Origin of the sequence: Sutterella faecalis, assembly GCF_006337085.1 — a bacterium.
GTDB lineage: Bacteria > Pseudomonadota > Gammaproteobacteria > Burkholderiales > Burkholderiaceae_F > Sutterella > Sutterella faecalis.
In genome coordinates this window covers 329,988-351,906 of sequence record NZ_CP040882.1, presented here as the reverse complement: position 1 = coordinate 351,906, position 21,919 = coordinate 329,988, and the positions used below count along the sequence as shown (strand labels likewise).

Genomic DNA, 21,919 nt, shown 5'->3' with positions numbered 1-21,919 from the left:
CGGCGGGTTCAAAGTCCAATAAGAGAAGAGCTGAGCGTCAGAAGACGTACTTTGCGCCGACCGTGAAGCCGGTGCTGGAATAGCCGCTGCCGCCGGCTTCGTGGGTCACGTCGCCCCAGAGGTGGAAGTTCTTCGTAAACTCGCCTTCGACACCAACGCGGAACTGGCCGTAGTCGTCGATGCCGAATTCGGCCGTGCTTGCACCCTTGTCATTCACGACCGTGCTTTCGAAGGTCTTCGTGTTGTGCACCCAGGCGCCTTCGGCATAAACGCGAACGATCGGATCGGCAAAACGCGGCGTCTGGTCCTTCGATCCGAACTCAAAGCTCGTGCGGGCGCCGAGCGTAATTGCAACGTTCCCGTCGCCTTCAACGCTGAAGCGCTGACCGTATGCATCCGTCTGATCGTCCGCCGAAACGCCGGACCAGGTGACGCGGGCAAAAGGCGCCGCATCCCAGGCCATTGCGCGGCTTGCATCCGACGCAGCCGCCGTCCAAAGACGCTGGTTCCAGCCGGCTTCAACGCCGAGCGAAAGTCCTCTCGCGTGGTACTTCTCCTTCGCGAGCCCCTGCCCCTTCACTTCGTTCGTGAAGTCGTTCCAGCGTACCTGCGCATTGGCAAAGAGCCCGCTCTCACCCTCATGCTGCCTGGCAGCATAGGCGCCGAGCGACCAGCCGTCGAAGTCCGCATCCGCCTTGAGGCCCGTGACGCTGGAATCCACATCGTAGGAGCCGTCGACCCAGCCGCCCATGAGGCCGACTGAGAAGCGTCCGCCAGCGGCGTTCCATGCATAGAGATCGCCGCCCAGGTTCGTTGTGGTCATGTGGCCGTCGTTCCTAAGCTGACCGGAGGAATCATTCATCTTGCTCCAGCTGCCGCCCTGGATGAGCCAGAGACTCGTCGTCTTCTTCTCACCCGTGAACGGATCCGCATAGGACTTCTCGCCGATATGCGCGTTGAGTCCAAAGTCGAAGGCGCGCAGGTTGAGGAACGCGAGAGCGGCTCTCGCGCCGGCTTCCGGCGTTTTGAGCTGACTCGTGGTCATGGGCTTCTTGTCATCGTCGCCGCCTTCCTCTTCGCCTCCATCGCCGCCTTGCTGGTCGCCGCCGCCGGCATCCTTGAGAGTGCCCACGATGTAGTAGCTGGTTCCGTCATCCGTCGACATCAGAAGATAGTTGTAGTCGCCCTTGCTGACGGGATTCGCAAGACTCAGTGTGAGCGTTGATCCCTCGCCAAGTTTCGCAACATCAATTCCCGTCACCGCACGGCCGATGGTCGCATCCGTGAGCTGAAGATCAACACGGCTCGTACCCTCAGCAAGGCCGTTTACGACGAGCATGCCGGATGATGCTTTATCGGCCGTCACCTCGGCAGCGATCCTGAGGACGCTATTTTCTGAACCTTTATAAGACCCTGTGGTGTAAGTACCCATGCCGATGTTGATCGTGCCGGAATTATCTGTGGGGCCAAACACCTCGATCTGGCGGTCAGTCATTGTGACGGTGCCGCGATTGTCGAGCCGGGAGGTTTTCCCCAGGGATTTGTCGTTCGTCGCAACGATTTCTGAATTCGAGTTCACCGTTGTCGGCCCCTCGTACTCGTTCTCGTTGGCGAGCGTGATGCTGCCGGATTCAACGGTAAATCCGCCCTCTCCGATGAGCTTCGCCGAAAGGACGTTGTCCTCACCTTTCCGTTCAGAAAGCGACAGAGTCTTTTTCTCAAGGATCGAAACACTTGTGAGCAGCCAGGCGATGCCGATATTGTTTTCGGCGTCATCCGTGCTGATGCCGTAGCTGTAGGTGCCGTCTGCTACATGGTTCCCGTCTTTGTCGGAAATAGCGAAGGTCCGGAACTTTTCGCTCTCAATCGAAACTCCATTTTTATCAACGAGCGTGAAACCGGCTGCCTTAGCGCCCTTGATCGGATTAGTCGAAGTGATGAGAACCGTCTTCAGACGAACGTTCTGATCTTCTGAAAGAACATCCTGAGCAGTCAGCCCGACCTTGCTGCTGTCTTCAGGGGGATTTGCTGCCACGAACATATTGTCGAGCTGAATTGTGTTGGTTCCGGAGAAGGATAGGTTTTGGACACTCAGATGAGTGCCCGCCGGACCAATTGTGCCGGGAGCACCTTCTTCCGCAAAGATGAGCTTCGAATCATTCAGGGACAAATCTCCGAGCGAGCTCTTACTGGCAACCTGAAGCTCGGTATCTTTTGCCCAGAGATTTTTGCCCTCAACCTTTTTGTCAAGCGTGAATTTAACGTTCGAGAGCTGAAGGCGATCGGTAATGCCGGCGATTTGATCAGAATCTGCAGAGTTGAAGGCAAATTTGCCGCCGTTGCCTGAAATCACCAGGCTGGTGGCCCCAATGATCTTCGAGCTCAGAATGAAGTCGTCTTTTGACTGAGTCGAAAACGCAATCGTCGACCCCGCCGGCAGATCAAAAGTGCCGGAAAAAGCAGTCGCATTTGAGAAAGCGACGTATTTTGGATCAGGAGTGCCTGGGCTGTCGGAAGTGATTTTGAAGAGCCCATTCCCCATAAGCTTATTGTCGAAATCGACTTGAGAAAGGTTCGCCTTGAGCGTGCTCTTCTCTTCAAGGACAATCAAACCGCTACCAAGCCCGTCGACATCATTAATTTCGGTCGTCGAGCTATCGGCTAAGGTAACGGCACCGGAGAAGCCTGAGTTGGCGCCTTCGATCCTGGAATTTGAGCCTTTCAGGGTGAGGCTCCCCGAACCTTTCAGTGCATCCTTGGCATCCGTCGTCAGCTCGACAACGGTGTTGTCTGACCCGTTGACTGTAAGAGCCCCCTTCTGGATGTGAAGACGTCCCAGGACATTGAGCGCCTGGACGTCCGTCTGATCTCCTTGAATCGTGACCACGCTCCTTGAATCGACATCAAGACTTGCCGTTTTGCCGAGAGCTCCTTCATTGACGATGATATTGCCCCTCACAACATGCGTCGCGCCCGTATAGTCGTTATTGGCATTCTCGAGCGTGACGGCCTCAGTCGTGTTTATCGTGAGGCCGCCTTCGCCTGTGACGCGTGCGTCAAGCGCGGCTTCACCACCACTTTTGTTCTGCCCTAGCGTGACCATCCGATCCTTATTCACCTCAAGCGTCTTCAGGCCGTAGGTGACCGAAAGATTCTGCCCGGATGCAACAAGCCTGTAGTCATAGGTGCCCCAGGCATCCTCGCCTATCTGGAATTTCTTTTGTTTTCCCTCCAGCGTCTCGCCCTTCACTTTCAAGACGGCGCCCTCAGCTACTTTTATTGTTTTGCCTGTATTCGTGTTGGCAAGCATGATGGCGTGCTCGCTGTTGTCGTCCTGTTCAAGGAGATTTCCCTGACCGACGTCCTGATTAAGACCGCGGATGACATCCTCTGCAACATCCACGATTCCGCCTGATTCGATCGTGATGCCATTCTGAACATACAAGCTGTTAGCAGTACTCGTGCCGGGACCCGGGAGAGCAGTAGATGTAAATTGCAGCGTCGAGCCATCGAGGACTGTCAGGGCCCCCAACGTTACGCCCGACTCGTCTGCAACATACATGGCGCCATTTCTTAGGCGAAGAGAAGCATTCCAAAGCTGATTTTTTGTGCCGGAACTTTTCAGGATCACATCGTAAGCATCAATAATTCCGTTGAATTCGCTCGTACCTTTATTAGTGAAGGCGACCTCATCTTTATCCCCTAACAGATAAACGATGCCGTCACCGGACACAACATTTTGAATTTCATTGAATTTTTTATCTTTTGACGACTCAAAATGGATAAAAAATTCACCCCCTATCGTATTCACAGCAGCCGTACCGAGATACTGATCATCAAGCGTAAGCTTGGGCGTTTCATTGCCAGTCTTCGCAAAGCGGATGCTGTCTAGACCCTCGAACGTCTTGCCCAGTTTCAGATAAGTATTGTCGGCGATCACCAGATTCCATGTGGATGACTTATCTTTAGGCGTTACATTGAGAGTCAGTGTTTGCGGTCCGCCCTCGTAGTTGAAATCCGTAGTAATGGTGCTCTTGTTTCCTGCACGGATTGTCGCTTGAAGAAACACGTTCGCACCGCTTTGTCCCTTGACGCTAACAAGCTCCAGCCCGGCATTCTCCTCTAGATTGATGGTACCCGCATAACTCTGCTGCCCCGAAACCGAGAGGCTGGAATTTATATTGAGAATGCCGTACGTGGTGCCGGTGATTTCCCCTGTTATGTAGTTGTTCGATCCCCCCTTAACGGTCAGCTCTCCATTGAGGCTAAGCGTGCCGCCCTCAGCAACTTCGAGGGCCCCGACCACCGTATTGATGCCGAGCTGAATATCAACTGTTCCTTTAGTGCCGATGGAAAGAAGCTTCGTTTCTCCGAAAGTCGCATTTCTTAAAGGAGCAACGATAATGCCCCATGCGCCAGCAGATTTCACATATGTGGCGCCGGTGTATGAGTTGTCAGCATCGATGATCAGTCTGATGTCGCTCTTGGCAGCACTGGATGAGGCGAATGTGACGTTCCCATCTCCATTGAGCGGAGTGCTGAGCGTTTGGTTTGAGTCAGCCTCAATTGTGTAGCCGCCGCTACCTTCAGCATTGTCGAGGAGCGTGATCGAGTCGAGTTTGTACGTTGCGGAAAGGGTCTGGGCTGAATTGACTTGTTGAGGATCTTTCCAATGAAGTTGTGCTACCTCTGTCGTCCCATTCTGGATAAGAATGCTGGAGGCAAGACCGGATAGTTCGACGCTTACGTTTTCGTTTTCTAACCCAGTGATGCCACTTGTCGTGACAATGACGACCTGTTCCTGTGTGCTGTTCTTAAAGACGTTGAAGGCGTTTGCGTCCAGGTCTTTCGCCGCAATGTAAAGCTGTCCTGAGTTGAGAACTACCTTATCGGCTGAAAGCTTTCTCCCTTCGAACGAGAGCTCGCCGCCATCGAGCGTAAGGGTATTGACGCCCAGATCCTTATCTATCGTCAGAATGCTGCCCGTATTAACAAACGTTTGTCCTGCATTTTGCAGAAATGTACCAGCGTTTGAAGAAGAAAGGAGCGAGTTCGTCAGGCGCAAAGTACCAACCGTGCTTTTGCCGCTATCGAGATAAAAAGTAACCTTACCGGCGGCATTTTGACGATTAATATTGATTGTGCTGTTGGCTGCATTGAATACGTTGGAGATCTGCAAATCTCGCTCTTTAGTTCCTTGGAAATTAATCGTCAGAGCTTTGCCGGATTCAATGTTGATGGGGCCTAAGCCGTTGAGGCCTTTAGTTTGAGCATTACCTTTCAGATCCAGGGTACCGTTAACAGAAATCCCCCCGACAGAAAGCTCGCCCTCAAACGTTGCCTTTCCATTCTCAAGTACGTTGATATTACCTTCAGACTTATCGAAGGCACCATTCATGTTGAGAGTGCCGTAGACAGCCAGGTCTCCGCCCGTGCCGCTAATGGAGCCGTTTACGGTAAGGGTGGATCCATTGAGGACAGATATTCTGCCATCAAAGGAATGGGCACCCGAGTCGCTCAGCGTCACTGTGCCGATTGAAGTGGAACTACCGCCGATTGCCAGCATCCCTTCGCCAGTCAGGAGCGCATTCATGGTGCCGGTGCCGACGAGACGAATAAGGGTGTCGGCGGAGAGATTCAGTTGGTGATTCTCTCCAAGAGCGAGAGTGCTGTTATTGGCAAAGGTAATCCAGCTGGTTCCGCTCAATGCCAGCGACTTAAACGTCACGCTGCTTTCGACATCGATGTTTGCGTTTGAGAGTTCAGTCGTTGTGTCAGCGAAGAAATTCGCGGCTCCGCTATCCCATTTCAGCGTGCCGTTAGTCAGTTTGAAAGTACCCTTAAAAGCGTTAGCTGAGTTAGAAAGCGCTACGATAGATCCTTTAGCTTCCGTGAGGTCTATTGTGCCATTTCCTGAAAGCTTAGCTTTAACATTAATAGGTGTGGCTATTCCGTTTCCTTTTCCTTTAAGAACAGCGCCCTCCCCCACATTGATCGTTCCTGGCTGATCACCCGTAAAAGCGGTCAGATGGTCAACATTGACGATTGTCTTGCCTTCCAGGTTAATGGTGCCGTTAAATTTAGTTTTAGCGTTGTCCTTAACCGTCAGAGAAGCATCATAAAGAGTCAGAGTTCCGAAACCATAAAGCGCCGCAGCAATATAGGATTCCTGGTTATTTTGAGAATTTATGGTAAGCGAGTTCGGAGACTTAAGCGAGATGGTTGTCTTGTCATCCGGTGCTGTAATGTAATCAAATTGAGCATCCCCTGTGACGGTATAGTCGGCGCTGATATCCAATCCAGCTGCTGCCGACTCAGAAACAGGCATTCCGCCCAGAATTCCAGCGGCCAGAAGAGCGACCGAAACGCCAGAAAAACGAGCCTTAAAATTATTTACAGGAAAATCAATTGGTTGCCCCCCCCGAAATTTGAGGAAGCGCGCTTGCCGCGGCTTCGCGTCATCTCGTTGACGGCCTGGAAGACTTTCAGAGCTTCGTTGTAGACGACCTTAAAGACGGTATTCATGATCACACCTCCTCGCTGCAAACCCGAGGGACTGCATTGCGATTTCAAGATAAGACTATTGTCGCCTGTTTTGCCGCCTGAACGTGCTTGAAGTTTCAGGATTTCACCGCATATCCGGAATACCCGCAGATTGCGAAGAAAGTCATATCAATCGCACGGCCTCGTCCGCAGCCCATCACCCGGCGCTGCGGCGGGCATCGAGAGGCGAAAGACGATAGCGTTTTCGTCCAACATGCCGACATAAATAGGGGAAACCTTAAGCCGGTGGCCTGCCCGCCAAATCCGGACGTCTGCCACTTCACGGCAGGTTGCAAGAGGCTCAGCGCTCTGCCCGGACCTTTCCCTTCTTCAGCTTTTCGAGCGATCGAGCGCCGGCGATCACACTTGGCGCCGCAAACAACTTCCTCCTCGCAACCGACCGGATCCTGATGCTCCTCAAACCTAATTTCAGACACGGCGCCCGGATCTCAGGAGCACAAGCAATTCGCCGGTCGAAGAGCTGAGCTCTGCTCCGCGGCGCCGCCGCCACTCCCAATTTGCTTCCCGCGCCCGTTGCATCAAGGCGCCGCAAAGCTCTTTCAGCATATCGATCGGGGTAAAATCCGTCTTTGGCCCGCGAAAACCGCATTGCGGCAACCGGGCCAGAAGTTTTTTCCTTCAACAGCAAATTTCAGTATCGGCTTCAGAGAAATGCAGGGCTTTACGAGCGGAAGCAGCTGGGAGTGCAAGGAGTGGTTTGAGACCTTCTCCTCGCAGTTCCCCAACTACACGTCACCAGGCATCTGGATTGCGGCGCAGGAACGCCTTCACGGACTCAAATCCCGGAAACTCACCTGGGACCGTACGTCGCGGACGGTCAAGCTTTCGCTCACGAATTCGCGCGGGCAGCTCTATACGCTCGCGATGCATTTCTACCCGGGCTCGACCCCGTCGGTCACCAAAATTCTCGGAGAAGCCGCCAAAATCACGGGACTCATCCCGTGTCTCGCGAGCGGGGATCTTCCTCCGGCGCTCAATGACGCCATCAAAGCCTCCGGCGAAGACGTCTTTCTGAAGAACCCGGGAAGCATCGAATTTGATCCCGGCATGATGTCGAGCGAATGCGCGCTTTTGATCGCCGCATTTCTTGAAGAGCTCGAGCAGGAACCCGGACGGTGGTTCCGCTTCATTAATCTCAATTTTGCCGAGGAAGCCGAAAAGCTTGAAAAACCCGCGGGTCAGCTCTCTCCCGAAGGCGGCGACGAGAATCCCCGCAATGACCGAGCAGCCGAAGGCGCGTCTTCCGGCAGCTACGGCGAATCGCTCCAGCGGGAAGCGCCTTCCCCGGCGACCCCCTTCACTTACGCCAAAATCGGTGAAATCATCCGTTTTGCCGCAGCTCAGATCCCGGAGCTTGAGGTCCCCGCGATGGAGGACGACGAGCGCCTTCAGCGCCTCCGCTTCTGGATGCCTCAGCCCCTCCCCGACGCCGGAACGGAGCTCATCGACGCGCTCCCGGCCACCGGTTTGTCGCCTCTCATTGCCCGCCGCTCCTGGTGCGCATTCGGCGACACGGAAGCAAGAGAGTTTCTGAAAACCGTCGTCCGGGCGTCCGCTCACAGCGTGCGCGAGCTCCTCGGGCAGCTCATCCGCCGCGAGGAGCGCCAGGAGAGAACGCCAGCGGTCACGATCAACCCGAAATGGCGGAAGTTTCTCGAGACTCAGGCCGAAATCTTCACGAAGGACGCCTCCCTCGCGATCGACTTCGAGGCGGGCGTTCTTCCGACGCTCCGGCTCGAAGCCGTTATCAAGGCGCCTCCGTCGGATCACGATGAGGAGAAGATGCGGGATCTCCATGTGAATTCCGAGATCTTCCTTCAGTCGGTTCTTGCCCTCACGCGCCGCGAGCTACTGCCCATGAAGCCCGCCTTCGCGATCTGGCATGCATTGAGCCAGACCGCAGCTGAAATCGTGGCCGCTGGTGCGGTTGCTCCGATTCCGGTGCCGTTGACCGCAACCGAATGCTACGACCAGTATCCGGGCTTCCGTGTTTTCTGGATTCCGGCCGTTTCGACGCCTCAGGTGAAGACGCTCCTTTCTGAAGCCTTCGCGCTCACGAAGGGTCTCCTCACCCGCCGTGAGGGCATTGAGAAGACCTTCCTTTCGGGCGAGGATCCGGCGGAGGAAGGCGCAGAGATGCGCGCCTTCTTCTGGTGCATGACGCTGATCACGACGGCCTTCGTGAGAAACGCTTCCGAGAAGAATAAGGAAGTGAGCCGCCTCATGATCGGAAGGCGCGTGAGAAAAGCTCTCACGGGCGACGGCTTTGCGCCGGAACCCCCTGCGTACGACGATCTCGCGAGCGTTCTCTCCGCCTTCTTCGCGCTCCCGCTCGCCGCCATGACGACGCCATGCCGGCTGGTGCTCGCGGGCGAACTCGAAAACGGCGCATTAAAGCTTACGCTCCGCGTGAAGCCCCGCACGGAATCGGAAGAACCGACAGCCGCGCATGAGGCGGACGAGACCGCGAATGCGTCTCACGGCCTTTCGATCAGCGATTGGGAAAAGCTTCGGATTGACCCCGATCATCGCGTGCGCGCATCGGTTGAGCTCCTCTCCGGCACGCATCCGCTCTTCTCTGAATTCGGCGCGAGCTTTGAGAATCCGGCCTGGCGTCCGAGAAGCCAGTGGGAATACTTCCTCTTTACCGCCATGCCGGCGCTTTCGGCTTACGGGATTGAATTCGATCTTCCCGAGGCGCTCAAAAAAATCGAAAAGCCGAGAATTGTGCTCTCGGCATCGTCTGCGCCCAAGGCCTCTCCGAAGAGCCCCAGGCTTGCAACTCAGGGAATGTTGAACGCCGCCGCGCTCGCCGACTTCCATTGGGAAATCGCCGTCGGCGACGAGCGCATGACGCTCGAAGAGCTTCGCGCCCGCATCAATGCCGAGGGCGAACTCATTACCTCAGGCGGCGCCCTCTTTCATCTCTCGAAGGCCGACCTCGATCGACTGGTGATTGAATGGATGGAGGCGCAGAAGAAGGCCCTCACCAACTGGGAAAAGCTCCGCGCGCTCCTCTCGGGCCAGATTGCCGGAAGGACGGTGGAAGCGACCGAAGAGCTCCTCGGCAAAATCCGCGAACAGGCGGCCGTCAAGGAGCTCCCGCCGCCCCAGGGCCTCAATGCGACGCTTCGTCCCTATCAGGTCCGCGGCTACTCGTGGCTCGTGCAGAATGCGCTCCTCGGCCTCGGGTCGCTCCTAGCCGACGACATGGGTCTCGGCAAAACCGTTCAGGTCATCGCTGCCGTCGTGGAATTGAAGAACCGGGGGCTCCTCACCACCGGCCGCGTGATCATTGCAGCTCCCGCCTCGCTTCTCGTCAACTGGCAGCGCGAGATCGAACGCTTTGCGCCCGGACTCACCACGCAGATCTTCCACGGCAAGGAGCGCGAACTCGATGAGGGCCCCGACCGTCCGGACATTCTCATTACCTCCTACGGTCTCCTGAAGCGCGAATTCCCGAAGCTCTCCGAGCTTCATTTCAGGCTTCTCGTTCTCGATGAGGCGCAGGCCGTCAAGAATTCAAAGACCGGTCAGGCGCGTGCCGCCCAGGAATTCCCTGCCGACGCCGTGGTAGCGCTCACCGGCACGCCGGTTGAAAACCGCTTGTCCGAATACTGGTCGATCTTCTCGATCCTGGAACCGGGGCTTCTCGGCACGCCCGCGCAGTTCCGCCGTGAATACGTCGAACCGATTGAGGAGCATCGGGATGCGGGCGCGATCGACCGCTTCCGCAAAATTACGGCTCCGTTTCTTCTGAGGCGCGTCAAGACCGATCCGGGCATTCTCGATGAGTTGCCGGAAAAGAACGTCGTCGACTACTTTACGACGCTCACTCCGCGGCAGATTGCGCTTTACGAAGAGTGCCTCAGAGAAAATCTCGAGGAACTCGAAACCCTCGACGCCAGCGCAGCGAGCGCCGACCAGAACGGCCGAACGCTCAATGCCGCTCACGTCCGTGCATCCCGCCGCGGACAGATTCTGCGCATGATTCTGCACCTGAAGCAGATCTCGAACTCGCCCTCTCAGTTCCTGAAGGAAATCTCCGATAAGCCCGATTCAGGGAAGGCTGAAGCGCTCCTCGAGCTCCTTCACCGCTGCCGCGAATCGGGGCGAAAGGCGCTCATCTTCACGCAGTTCCGCGAAATGGGCGAAAGGCTCGTTCGCTGGATCGCGGATGCGACGGGGAAGACTCCCGAGTTCCTGCACGGGGGTGTGCCGGCCTCGAAGCGCATGGAAATGGTCGACGCCTTCCAGAACGACCCCAATGCGGAAGTCTTCGTGCTTTCGCTCAAGGCGGGCGGCACGGGCCTCAACCTCACCGCCGCATCTGCGGTCATTCACTACGACCTCTGGTGGAACCCGGCCGTTGAGGATCAGGCCTCCGACCGCGCCTGGCGAATCGGTCAGCGTCGCGACGTTGTGGTCTACCGCTTCATCACGGCGGGCACCTTTGAGGAAAAGGTGAACGAGATGCTGAAGAAAAAGCGCGAACTCGCGGACCTTGCCGTGGGCGTAGGCGAATCCTGGATCGGAGACCTCACGGACGACGAGATCAAGTCGATCTTCTCGCTTTCCAAATAACGATTGAGGCCCGTGAGAATTCATCTCTCCGGGCCTCTTTCTTTGCGTTTGAGTCTCTGAAGCTCGGCTGCGGCTTCCAAGGACCTCACATCCCCGCGATCTCAATCACGCGCTGATTGGTGCTCCCGAACCACTTGCCCTTCTCCGTCACCTTGCGGCTTTCGATGAAGGGACCGTCGACGAGCACATCGATTTTTTCGATGAGAGACTTCGCAGAAGGATCATTCATCAGGTGCTCGTACTTGCGCCCCGTCCAGATCCAGATGGTCTTCTCTTTCCCGAACTTCCCGCGGTAGGCGTCGACGATGCGCTCAACCTCCGGGATGTTCTCCCTCTCAAAGGGGTCGCCCCCGAGAATGGAGAGGCCGGCGATGGAATCATCGTCGGAGTCCCGAAGAAGCTTCGCGAGCGCATCCGCATCAAAGGGCTTCCCTGCACCGAAATCCCAGGATTCCGGATTGAAGCACCCCTTGCAGTGGAGCGTACACCCGGAGACGAAGAGCGATACCCGTACTCCGGGGCCGTTGGCCGCGTCGAACTTGCTGTAGCCGCAGTAGTTCATTTTTTCGACTTACATCGAAATGCGGCGCTCGATCTCGCGCTGCTTGCCGTCGTTCATGCGGGTGCGGCCGTTCATGTTGGAGTAGCCCAGGTACCCGCAGACGCGCGAAATCACCGAGAGATTGGTGCTCCCGCAGTGCGGGCACTTGTTGAGCACGTTGTTCGAGTGCGTCCCGCAGTCGTTGCAGTAGGCGCTGTCGAAGTTGACGCCCTGATAGAACCCCATCTTCATGCCGCGGCGGATGATGGCCGCATCGGCTTCGAAGTTTTCGGGGTTCGTGAGGCGCACGTACTGAATATGGCCGCCGGGAGCAAGGTGGAAGCTCTCAAACTCCGCATCCTGCTTCTCAAAGGGCGTGATGTCCTCTGTCACATTGACGTGGAAGCTGTTCGAGAAGTACATCGGATCGTAGTGCTCGGTATGCTCGAACACATTGTCGATCCCGCGCTCGCGGCAGAAGACCGCATACTGGCGCGCCTGCGTGCCCGTGAGGGATTCCGCGGGCGTGCCGTAGATCGCGTAGAGATGATGGTCTTCGGCCTTGAACGTGTCGATGCGGTTCTGAATGTGGCGCAGCACCTTGTGGGCGAACTTCCCGCCCTCGTCGATCATGCGTTCGCCCGTCCAGAGATAGGTGGACTCATCGAGCGCCGTGATGCCGAAGCTCGCGGTCATGTAGTCGACAAGGTCCCCCACTTCTTCGTCGGGCTGACGGTAGCCCTTGTAGAAGCCCCCCTGCGTGAAGGCAAGCGGGTTGGAGGAAGCGCGCTGGTGACGGATGAAGTCGTAGCGCTTTTTGAGGAACTCGCGGATCACCTCGAGGCGGTTGTCAAGAATCTCCCAGAACTTCTCGCGCCATTCGGTCGGATGCTCGGTACGCGCAAGGCTGATGAGAAGCGGAATGTTGAGCGAAACCGCACCGATGTTGCAGCGGCCGATCGTCACGTACTTGCCCGTTTCCGGATCCTGCCAGGGCGTGAGGTACGCACGGCACCCCATCGGGCTCGTGACGACGCCGGTCTTCAAGAACAATTTCGAAACGTCGCCATGGTCGGACGAGAGCGAAAGCCAGTCCGGATACATGCACTGAGCGCTCGTCTTCACGCCTTCTTCAAAGAGCGAGGCCGACCACTTGTCTTCCTTGATCTGACGTTCGTCGTAGAGGTAGACGAGCTTCGGGAAGATCACCGGACGACGGCGGGCGCCGTGGCCGTTTCTGCGGGTCGTGAGGATGATGCGGTCGATTTCATAGAGCCATTCCTTCTCTTCCTCGGGGAGCTTCGGATCCCACTGGCCGAAGGAAACGGTCGTGAAGGCGATGTCGCCGCGCGAGGACGTCACCGTATTGAGCTTCAGTTCGAGGGACTGGAAGCCCTGCTCAAGCTCGCGGATCGTTTCGGCGCGCGCCATCTTCTTCGCAGCTTCTTCGGGGAGCCCGCAGGTTTCCCTGTACTTTTCATAGGCGCGCGCCCAGGTCTTCTTCACATAGGGAAGAAGAACCTTGTCGAGTTCGGCGATCGTGAGGCCGCCAAACTGCTGCGCGGAAGCGACGAGCGTGATGTCGCCGATCACCTGAAGCGCGCTGTGAACGCTCTTCGGTTCCGTATATTCGACATTGCTCATCTCAAAGCCGCCCTTCAGAATCGATGCGACGTCAAGGAGACAGCAGTTGACCGATCCGAGGATCATGTCGCGCATGTCGTGAATGTAGATGTCGCCGCGCTCTGTGAGCGCCTTCTCGGTTTTCGAGAGGTAGAACTGCTTATAGAGCTCCTTCGTGAGATAGCCCTTGATCAGGACGCCCTTAGTGGAAACGAGAGACGAGTCGAAGTTCGCGTTCTCGCGGTCGCCGAGACGCAGAACGTCGTCGGCTTCCTGGCGGATCTTTTCGAAGGTCTTGGCGTAGGTCGTCTTGTAGTAGCGGTATTCGGCGTACGAATCCGCGACATCCTTGAAGCCGAAGGAATTGAGCGTCGCAATGACGAGTTCATGGAGGGACGCAACCGGAACAGCTTCCTGATTCTCAACGCGTTTTTTGACGGTTTCCGCCATCGCGGTCATCGTTTCTTCCGGAATGATCCGGTCGTAGCGAAATGCCGCCTTTTCGATGGCGCTCACTATCTTTTTATCTTCAAAAGGCTCAAGCGAATTGTCTTTCTTTAATACCTGCATCTCAAGAAGCTCCGGGCACCCAAGGGAAGCACTCAAAAAGAACGGCGACCATCCCTGCGGAAGCTCGCCGATCGGTGCTATACCTTTGAATTTTATGAATATTTAATTCCGATAGGGCGTCATTATAAACCACGGATCCACCCTTTCCCGCCGGTCTCCCGATCCTCCCCCGGATCTCTGCCGCGGCCCCGAAAACCGCCTCAAAAAGCTGTCTGATTTTTCTCAGCTTTCAAAACGCCTCAGGATTTGCCTATTTTTTAGGCGGCCTCAAATTTTTCCGATATATCAGCCATAAGTTTTCTGCCGGACGATCGATAGAAAAAATCAAAAATCATGTTTATCAATGGGCAGTGAAATTGAAGGAATTGCCCTGCTCCTCCATTTCTGCACCATAGATTCATCAGAGAACCTCTTTAACACCATATATAGCGTTTCTTGCTTCGATCAACGAGTTTTATCCACAATCTGTGGAAAAATGCACATTTGCGAAATTTTCGAAGACGACTAATGGGAAAACCGCCCGGGAAGAACAAAATCCCTCCGGGCGGTTTTAGTTCAGACTTCTGATTGGCGTTAGTAGAAATACTTCGCGCCGACGTTGTAGCCGTAGGACTCGTAGTCGTCCTCACCCGAGCGAAGATTGAAGTCGCCCCAGACAAGGAACTCGTCGGAGAGGTGCATCACCGCGCCGAGACGCGCTTCGGCGAAATCTTCGAGATCGACGGTCGCGGTGCTTGAACCCTTCTCGTTCATCACCGTCGCATTGAAGTCCCTTGAGTAATGAACCCAGTTGCCTTCGACGAAGAAATGCATCGCGGGGTCACTCCATTGGGGCATGGCGTCGTCCGTAAGCTTCAGGCTCGCACGAACGCCGAGAGACGTCATCAGATTGCTCTTCCCGTCCGTATCAAAGCGCTGACCGGTCGAGTCTAAGCCCGTCTCCGCATCGAAGTCCGTCCAATAGAAGTGCGCGCGCGGTTCAAGGTCAAACGCCATGTTGTAGCCGCCCGAACTCTTCTTCGTAAAGAGACGCTGCGTCCAGCCGGCTTCAAATGTCGCGCTCAAACCTTCGGAATCGTATCTGTCCTTCTCGAGCCGCTCTTCACGGACTTCATTCTCGAAATGATTCCAGCGGATCTGCCCGTTCGCGAAGGGTCCACTTTCGGCGCGCGTCTGCCACGAGGCATAAGCGCCCACGGACCAGCCTTCAAAATTCGCATCCGCTTCGAGCCAGGTGACATCGGACTTCGTCTTGTAGTCCGCTTCGCCGTAGCTTCCGAGAAGACCGATGCGCAGGGTATCCGTGTCGTTGAGGTTCCACTTGTAGAGATCCCCGCCAAGGTGCGTGACGTTGGTACGGCCATCGAACCCGAGCTGGCTCGTCGTGTCGCCGAACCTCGACCAGTTGCCCATATTGAGCATCCAGAGCGAAGTTTCACGTTCCTCTCCCGTAAGCAGGTCATGGTAGACGCGGTCGCCGACGTGCCCCCTAAGGCTCAGGTCGAAAACTTCCGCAGCGAGGTACGCGAGGCCTGCGCGAGCGCCGGCCTGCGGCGTCTTCAGCGTGCTCGTCGTCCAGATGACGTCGGAGCCGCCGCTGCCGCCGCCAGTGCCGCCATGATTGTCCGGAGTCTCATCGTCCCCAGCATGAGTCTGGCCGGAAGCAGTATCGGGGTTTTCAGAATCATCAGTATCGGGATTCTTCGATGGATTATCCGGTGTCTTCTGCGGCTTCTTCGTGGTTGTCAGATACCAGGCTAAGCGTTTCGAGTCTGAGTTCTTGTCAGTCCTCACGAGCATATATCTGTATTCGCCATATTGGATCCCCTCTTTATCAGTGAGCTCAAGCGTCAACGTAGAGCCAGGCGCCATAGTCACCACATCAAGGCGATCGAGCGCACGCGCTTCGCTGCCTTTACGAACCTGTACATCCACTATGCCTTCGCCTGTGGCCTTACCGTTAACCACGAGCATGCCAGTCTCAGAGTCCGCTCCTTTAAGCAGCGTGCTTACTTGGATAGTGCCGCCTTTGCCCTCATACGTCTCTGTAATGAACTTCTTCTCGCCAATTAAAAGCGTACCGCTATTTACTGTATGTCCCGGGCCTTCAACATCTACCTGTGACGTATTAACGGTGCCCTCGATCGAAAGTTCCTGCGTAGTACCCAATGATTTTGTATGACCGAGTATAAGATTCGAATCTTGAGCCACGAAGGTATTGCCTTCATAGGCATTTTCTCTATTAAGCAGCACCGTACCGTTTACAAATTTGACATGGCCGGAGCCTGTTAGTTTAGCCTTTAATTCCTTACTTTCTTCTTTTCCTCCTGCATTAACGACGAAACCTGAACCCTCATTTTTGTTAGTTAATTGAATCTCAATAAGCTGTGAGGAATATTTAAGAGCCTCTGAATCAGAATCATTAATATTCACCCAACCTGAATCTTTTACGGTCCAATGCAAAATCGCATCATCACCATCATTTGGGGACACTTCCTGATTTAACGTTTGCGTATATTTGCCATTCTCATTAAGAATTAAATAAAGACCATTTTTATTATCTACTGAATTATTTGATTTTATGAGATAATTATAATCTATATCCTGATTATTCCACAAGTTGAAGGTACTGTCAGCCTCTGCCTCAAAACCAACCACAATACCGGTTCCTTGTTTTACAGGGTAAAATTCACGAACAGTTAAAATAGAATTTTCTGCAGTGTCAGCGAATTTATCATGAGCCAAAGCAAGATCCTGATAATTCATGGTTCCGCCATCCAAATATAATCCGCCGCCGAGATTGTATTTTTTATGCCGCCCATCCAACGAAAAAAGAAGTTGCGAACCTGTACCCATATGCACATTCTTGTGCGGGTTTTCTGGAGTTATACCATCCCTATTGCCAAGATTTTTTTGAGTACCTTCATCGTCCATCAGCACAGTGAAGTTCTCAAAAGTCATGGATTCAAATCCCCAGTCTTTATGTGGCGCTGAAACATTCCATTCAGTACCATCCGTAAAATCGATTTTGAATTTTAATTTAACTTCTTTGCCATTCTGCCTAGTAAATACAACCTTAGACTGTTTTAAAAACTGATTTTCAATAACTACTTCACCACCATCCAAACGGTCTTCATAATCTACAATTAAAGTTTTCCCCTCATCCATGCCGACTCGACCATCACCTTCTAACGCCTTAATTTTGGCGTCATCTTTACCTTTGAAAAAAATCTGTGAGGTGCGTTCTACAACAATTGCCTGTGATGATGAAAGATCGACATTATTATTTACATTGACCTGTTTATTATATCCAGATTCAATATATGTTTTCCCAGTATAATTTTGACTTTTAGTAACTGCAGTTTGACCGTTATATGTAAAGTGTACATCTACATTGCCGCCGGGAATTTCCTCATCGAGCACTCCTTTATTAACATAATACGGATTATCTGAATCATTAAGCGTTAAAACATCCCCATCCTCTTCCTGCGTATCTGCCGCAACTCCGGACAAAAGATCCAGATAAACTCCCTGAGGAACTGACGTACCAGCGAACACAGGCGCTGCGTAAAAAGCCGCTGTTGCCGCGCAAATCACAGCAATTGCAGAAAGTTCGAAATTCAGATGTCCGAATTTTTGACGGCAGATCGAGGAGAAACCCATACCCTCAATCCCATTGGTCATCTCATTTCGCAGCCCAGGCTTGTTTTCAGCCATTGGGGAAAACTTGCATTCCTTCTTGGTTTCAACAACACGTAAGTTGCGAAGAGCTTCATTACCGATTCTTTGATTCTTATTCATGGTAAAACCCTAGCTTTTACTGTGCGACAGACCTCTCCACCTGTCGTTCATAAAGCACATTTTTGCTTATGATCGTAGAGACTGCAATATTTATTGCGCCTCCAATAAGCAGATGAATGTTTTCTCTTATAAGTGAATGAGAATCGTTTTCGATGTATACAATAACTTTTATTTGGGTTATCACCAGTACCGTTAAAGCGTCGGAAAATACCTTCCATTGGTTTACCAAGTAAACATCAATGAATACAGAAGGGTAAATTCTTCAATAAGTCGCTTTAATATTATCTATTGCCTGAATTTAAAAGGCCTATAACACCTCTGTCATATCCGACAGACAGAGATTCTTGATACCGAAATACATGTCTCTGCATGACTTCGTACGTCGAGTTTCCTGCTTTGAAGACCAGGACCCTGCGCAGAGCCTCCAAACTCAGTATTTCCGTCAGATAGGCTCGCCGGAAATGCCAACACCCAGCCTTACTTGCCCCGCTCCCTTCACAATGCCGTTGGACTTCTCATTGAACCTTCTCGGATTAAGAACGCAGCGGTTTTCTCTTCACTTCTCGCCTTGGCCTTGTTGCGTCATGTCGATGCACCCGATACATCCGCCAGGTAACCCGATCTCAAATCCGGGTGCCAGGTCAGCAAGCCCATGCGAACTTGAATTCAAAGCTGCCGGCTTATCCACCGGCAGCGCCCATGTTCATCTCCCGGAGAGACCAGTTCGATCGCCCGGGAGATTTTTCACCGGTTCTGAAGATTCCGCCTTATTCCGCCACCCGCTTTGCGAGCTCGGCCGGATACCGGTCTCCCTCCACCGGCATGGCGTCAAGGAGCTCGCGGATGTGCGCGAGTTCATCGGCGCTGAATTCCACGCGCAGCGCACCCAGATTTTCCTTGAGGCGGTCAAGCCTCGTCGTCCCGGGGATCGGTGCAATGAAGTCGCCCTGAGCGAGCACCCAGGCGAGTGCGATTTGAGCGGGAGTTGCATTTTTCGCGCGTGCGAGCTCCTGAACCGCCGCGACCAGTCTCATGTTGGCCTGAAGATTCTCGCCCTGAAGCCTCGGGATGACGTGACGGAAATCGTCGCTCCCGAATTTCGCGTTGGCAGTGATCGCGCCCGTGAGGAAGCCTTTGCCGAGCGGGCTGAAAGGCACGAAGCCAATGTTTTCTGCCTTGAGAAGCGGCAGAATCCTCGCTTCCGGATCGCGGAACATCATGGAATATTCGCTCTGGAGCGCCGTCAATTTCGTCACGGCCTGAGCGCGGGCAATGGTCTTCGGGCCGGCTTCGGAGAGGCCCCAGCCGCGGATCTTGCCTTCCCGGATGAATTCGCCCATCACTTGAGCGACCTCCTCAACCGGGACCTTCGGATCCACGCGGTGGAGATAGTAGAGGTCGATCACGTCGGTTCTCAGGCGCTTTAAAGATCCTTCGAGCGACTTTCTGATCGTTTCCGGCCGGGCGTCCAGGAGCTGCCGGCCACTTTCGTCAATATGAATGCCGCATTTCGTCGCGAGCACGACCTTGTCTCGGATTCCTTCGAGCGCTTCGCCCAAGAGATGTTCATTTTCAAAAGGTCCGTGGCATTCGGCCGTGTCGAAGAATGTCACCCCAAGATCGAACGCCTCATGGATGAGGTTCTTCATTACTTCCTTCGGCTTTGCCGGCCCGTAGCCGTGGGACATGCCCATGCAGCCGAGGCCGAGAGCGGAGACTTTAAGGGCGGCAGCGCCCAGCGTGCGTGTCTGCATTCCTTTCTTTCCTCATGAAATTCGAGGGCGGCTGGAGAAAGAAAAGATCTCCACCGCCCTAAGTTCAGCCATCAGAGGAAAGTCTAGGTAAGACTCGATTTATCCTTTTGACGCCGAATATTCGATTCTTGCTCTTTTCTTTCTGACTGTGAATCTTCCTCGCCGAATATCAGATCCAGATAGGCCTTGAAGACCCGGCGGAATTCGAGAGGCTTCGAATCGCCGGGCAGCATCTGCCACAGGACGCCCTGGATGAGAGGCGCTGCGATCAAAAACGGATCTTCGCGGATGATGACGGGGAAATCCTTCTTTTCAGACATGCGCCCGCGTCCGTTTTCCCGAATGATGGGCTCGAACACTTCTTCGATGCGCCGCCGCGTATTCATCCGGGCTGAGTCCTTCATTGCGCAACCGAGTTTTCCGTGAATGAGGTTCACCAATTCTTCTGCGAGTCCCATGAGAAGCGCTTCCTTGCTTTCAAGGCAGTTGTACACCGTGCCTTGGGCGACGCCCGCTTTCTGCGCAATATCCTCTATTCGCGCAGCGGCAAACCTTGTCGCGTAATGTCGGTGCACCCGATACATCCGCCACGTGCCCGATCCCCAATCCTGGTGCCCGATGTGCCGCAAGCTCATGCAAACTTGAATTCAAAAGCTGCCGGCTTCTCCCGGCAGCGCCCATGTTCATCTCCCGGACAACCCGTTCCAATCATCCGGGAGTTGTTCACGAAAGCAGAATCTATTGTCTATTCTGCAACCTGCTCCTCAAGTTGCTCAGGAAATCTTTCGCCAGCCACCGGCATAGCGTCAAGAAGCTCGCGAATGTGCGCGAGTTCGTCCGCGCTGAATTCCACGCGCAGTGCTCCCAGATTTTCCTTGAGACGGTCAAGCCTTGTCGTCCCGGGGATCGGTGCAATGAAGTCGCCCTGGGCGAGCACCCAGGCGAGTGCGATTTGAGCGGGAGTTGCATTCTTCGCGCGTGCGAGCTCCTGAACCGCTGCGACAAGTCTCATATTGGCATGAAGATTTTCACCCTGAAGCCTCGGAATAATGTGTCGAAAATCGTCTTCACCGAATTTTGCCTCTGCCTTGATTGCGCCAGTGAGGAATCCATTCGCAAGCGGACTAAAAGGCACAAAGCCGATGTTTTCTGCCTTGAGCAGCGGCAGGATCTTCTCTTCCGGCGCACGGTACATCATGGAATATTCGCTCTGGAGCGCCGTGAGCTTTGTTACGGCCTGAGCTCGGGCAATGGTCTTGGGGCCTGCTTCGGAAAGGCCCCAGCCTCGGATCTTACCCTCGCGAATGAAGTCGCCCATCACTTCCGCGACCTTCTCCACAGGAACCTTCGGGTCAACGCGATGAAGGAAGTAAAGATCGATTACATCAGTCTTCAATCGCGTCAATGATCCTTCAAGCGAACGTCGAATGGTTTCCGGGCGGGCATCGAACTGCTCCTCACCCCTGTCGTTAATTTGGATTCCGCATTTTGTCGCCAGAACGACCTTGTCGCGGAAGCCCTGGAGCGCTTCCCCTACGAGAATTTCGTTTTCAAAAGGCCCGTAGCATTCGGCCGTGTCGAAGAATGTGACCCCAAGGTCGAAAGCCTCATGAATGAGGCTCTTCATCTCCTCCTTCGGTTTGGCGGGTCCGTAGCCAAGCGTCATGCCCATGCAGCCGAGGCCGAGAGCGGAGACTTTGAGAGCGGCAGCGCCAAGCGTGCGTGTCTGCATTTTTTCCTCTGAGATATTTCTATGGCGGCTAGAGGCTGAAAGGTTCTCCGCCGCCCTAAGTTCAACCATCAGAGGAAAGTCTAGGAAAGACTCGATTTCTCCTTATGACGCCTAATCTTCAATTCTTGCTCTTTTCTTTCTGACTGAGAATCTTCCTCGCCGAATATCAGATCCAGATAGGCCTTGAAGACCCGGCGGAATTCGAGAGGCTTCGAATCGCCGAGAAGCGTCTGCCACAGGACGCCCTGGATGAGAGGCGCTGCGATTAAAAAGGGATACTCGCGGATGATGACGGGAAAATCCTTCTTTTCGGTCATACGCGTAAAAAAGCCTTCTTCACCAAATGCGGGAAGGAGGAACTTTTCAAAGAAGGGGCGCGTCAGCTGTGGTCGATGGAGGCCTTCCGACCAGATCACACGGAGAACGCGAGACATGCGGCCTCGTCCGTTTTCCCGGATGATGGGCTCGAACACTTCTTCGATCCGCTGCCGCGTACTCATCGGAGCTGAGTCCTTCATTGCGCGGCCGAGATTTTCGTGAATGAGGTTCCCCAGGTCTTCAGCAAGCCCCATGAGGAGCGCTTCCTTGCTTTCAAAGTAGTTGTACACCGTGCCTTTGGCGACGCCCGCTTTCTTCGCAATGTCCTCAATTCGCGCCGCGGCAAATCCTCTTGCCTCGAATTCCTCGAGCGTTGCATCGAGAATTGCGCGTCTTTTCTCTTCAGTCTGTGTTCTCATCAGAATCCCTGCC

10 protein-coding genes are annotated in these 21,919 nt (G+C 54.4%); 1 reads left to right on the top strand and 9 read right to left on the bottom strand.

Annotated features, from left to right (window positions below; all coding sequences use genetic code 11):
• Positions 1-37: 37 nt before the first annotated feature.
• Together FG381_RS01340 and FG381_RS01335 are read right to left on the bottom strand one after the other, a co-directional pair.
• The gene (locus FG381_RS01340) at positions 38-6,328 is read right to left on the bottom strand and encodes an autotransporter outer membrane beta-barrel domain-containing protein (RefSeq protein ID WP_139687179.1); all 6,291 of its coding nucleotides are present in this window, start codon (positions 6,326-6,328) and stop codon (positions 38-40) included.
• A 65-nt stretch (positions 6,329-6,393) separates the two neighbouring features.
• Positions 6,394-6,525, bottom strand: coding sequence for an ESPR-type extended signal peptide-containing protein (locus tag FG381_RS01335; protein WP_139687178.1), 132 nt, complete (start codon positions 6,523-6,525; stop codon positions 6,394-6,396).
• 690 nt (positions 6,526-7,215) lie between these two features.
• On the opposite strand from FG381_RS01335, the gene FG381_RS01330 reads away from it, so the two are divergent.
• On the top strand, positions 7,216-11,148 hold the full coding sequence (locus FG381_RS01330; RefSeq protein ID WP_139687177.1) for a DEAD/DEAH box helicase: 3,933 nt from the start codon (positions 7,216-7,218) through the stop codon (positions 11,146-11,148).
• An 85-nt stretch (positions 11,149-11,233) separates the two neighbouring features.
• Here the strand turns inward: FG381_RS01330 and nrdG are convergent, their stop codons facing one another.
• From nrdG to FG381_RS01295, 7 genes are all read right to left on the bottom strand, one after another.
• Complete coding sequence (gene nrdG / locus FG381_RS01325) at positions 11,234-11,710, bottom strand: anaerobic ribonucleoside-triphosphate reductase activating protein (protein WP_139687176.1); 477 nt, start codon at positions 11,708-11,710, stop codon at positions 11,234-11,236.
• A 9-nt stretch (positions 11,711-11,719) separates the two neighbouring features.
• Positions 11,720-13,882 carry an anaerobic ribonucleoside-triphosphate reductase gene (gene nrdD / locus FG381_RS01320; RefSeq protein ID WP_139687175.1) on the bottom strand — a complete coding sequence of 721 codons (2,163 nt, stop codon included), beginning with the start codon at positions 13,880-13,882 and terminating at the stop codon, positions 11,720-11,722.
• Between the two features lie 573 nt (positions 13,883-14,455).
• Positions 14,456-17,683, bottom strand: coding sequence for an autotransporter outer membrane beta-barrel domain-containing protein (locus FG381_RS01315; protein ID WP_139687174.1), 3,228 nt, complete (start codon positions 17,681-17,683; stop codon positions 14,456-14,458).
• Between the two features lie 767 nt (positions 17,684-18,450).
• Complete coding sequence (locus tag FG381_RS01310; RefSeq protein WP_139687173.1) at positions 18,451-19,437, bottom strand: aldo/keto reductase; 987 nt, start codon at positions 19,435-19,437, stop codon at positions 18,451-18,453.
• A gap of 83 nt (positions 19,438-19,520) precedes the next feature.
• A complete protein-coding gene (locus FG381_RS01305; RefSeq protein ID WP_139687172.1) occupies positions 19,521-20,072 on the bottom strand; it encodes a TetR/AcrR family transcriptional regulator in 552 nt (183 codons plus the stop codon).
• Positions 20,073-20,182: 110 nt separating this feature from the next.
• The gene (locus FG381_RS01300) at positions 20,183-21,169 is read right to left on the bottom strand and encodes an aldo/keto reductase (RefSeq protein ID WP_139687171.1); all 987 of its coding nucleotides are present in this window, start codon (positions 21,167-21,169) and stop codon (positions 20,183-20,185) included.
• An 80-nt stretch (positions 21,170-21,249) separates the two neighbouring features.
• Positions 21,250-21,906, bottom strand: coding sequence for a TetR/AcrR family transcriptional regulator (locus FG381_RS01295; protein WP_139687170.1), 657 nt, complete (start codon positions 21,904-21,906; stop codon positions 21,250-21,252).
• Positions 21,907-21,919: the final 13 nt, after the last annotated feature.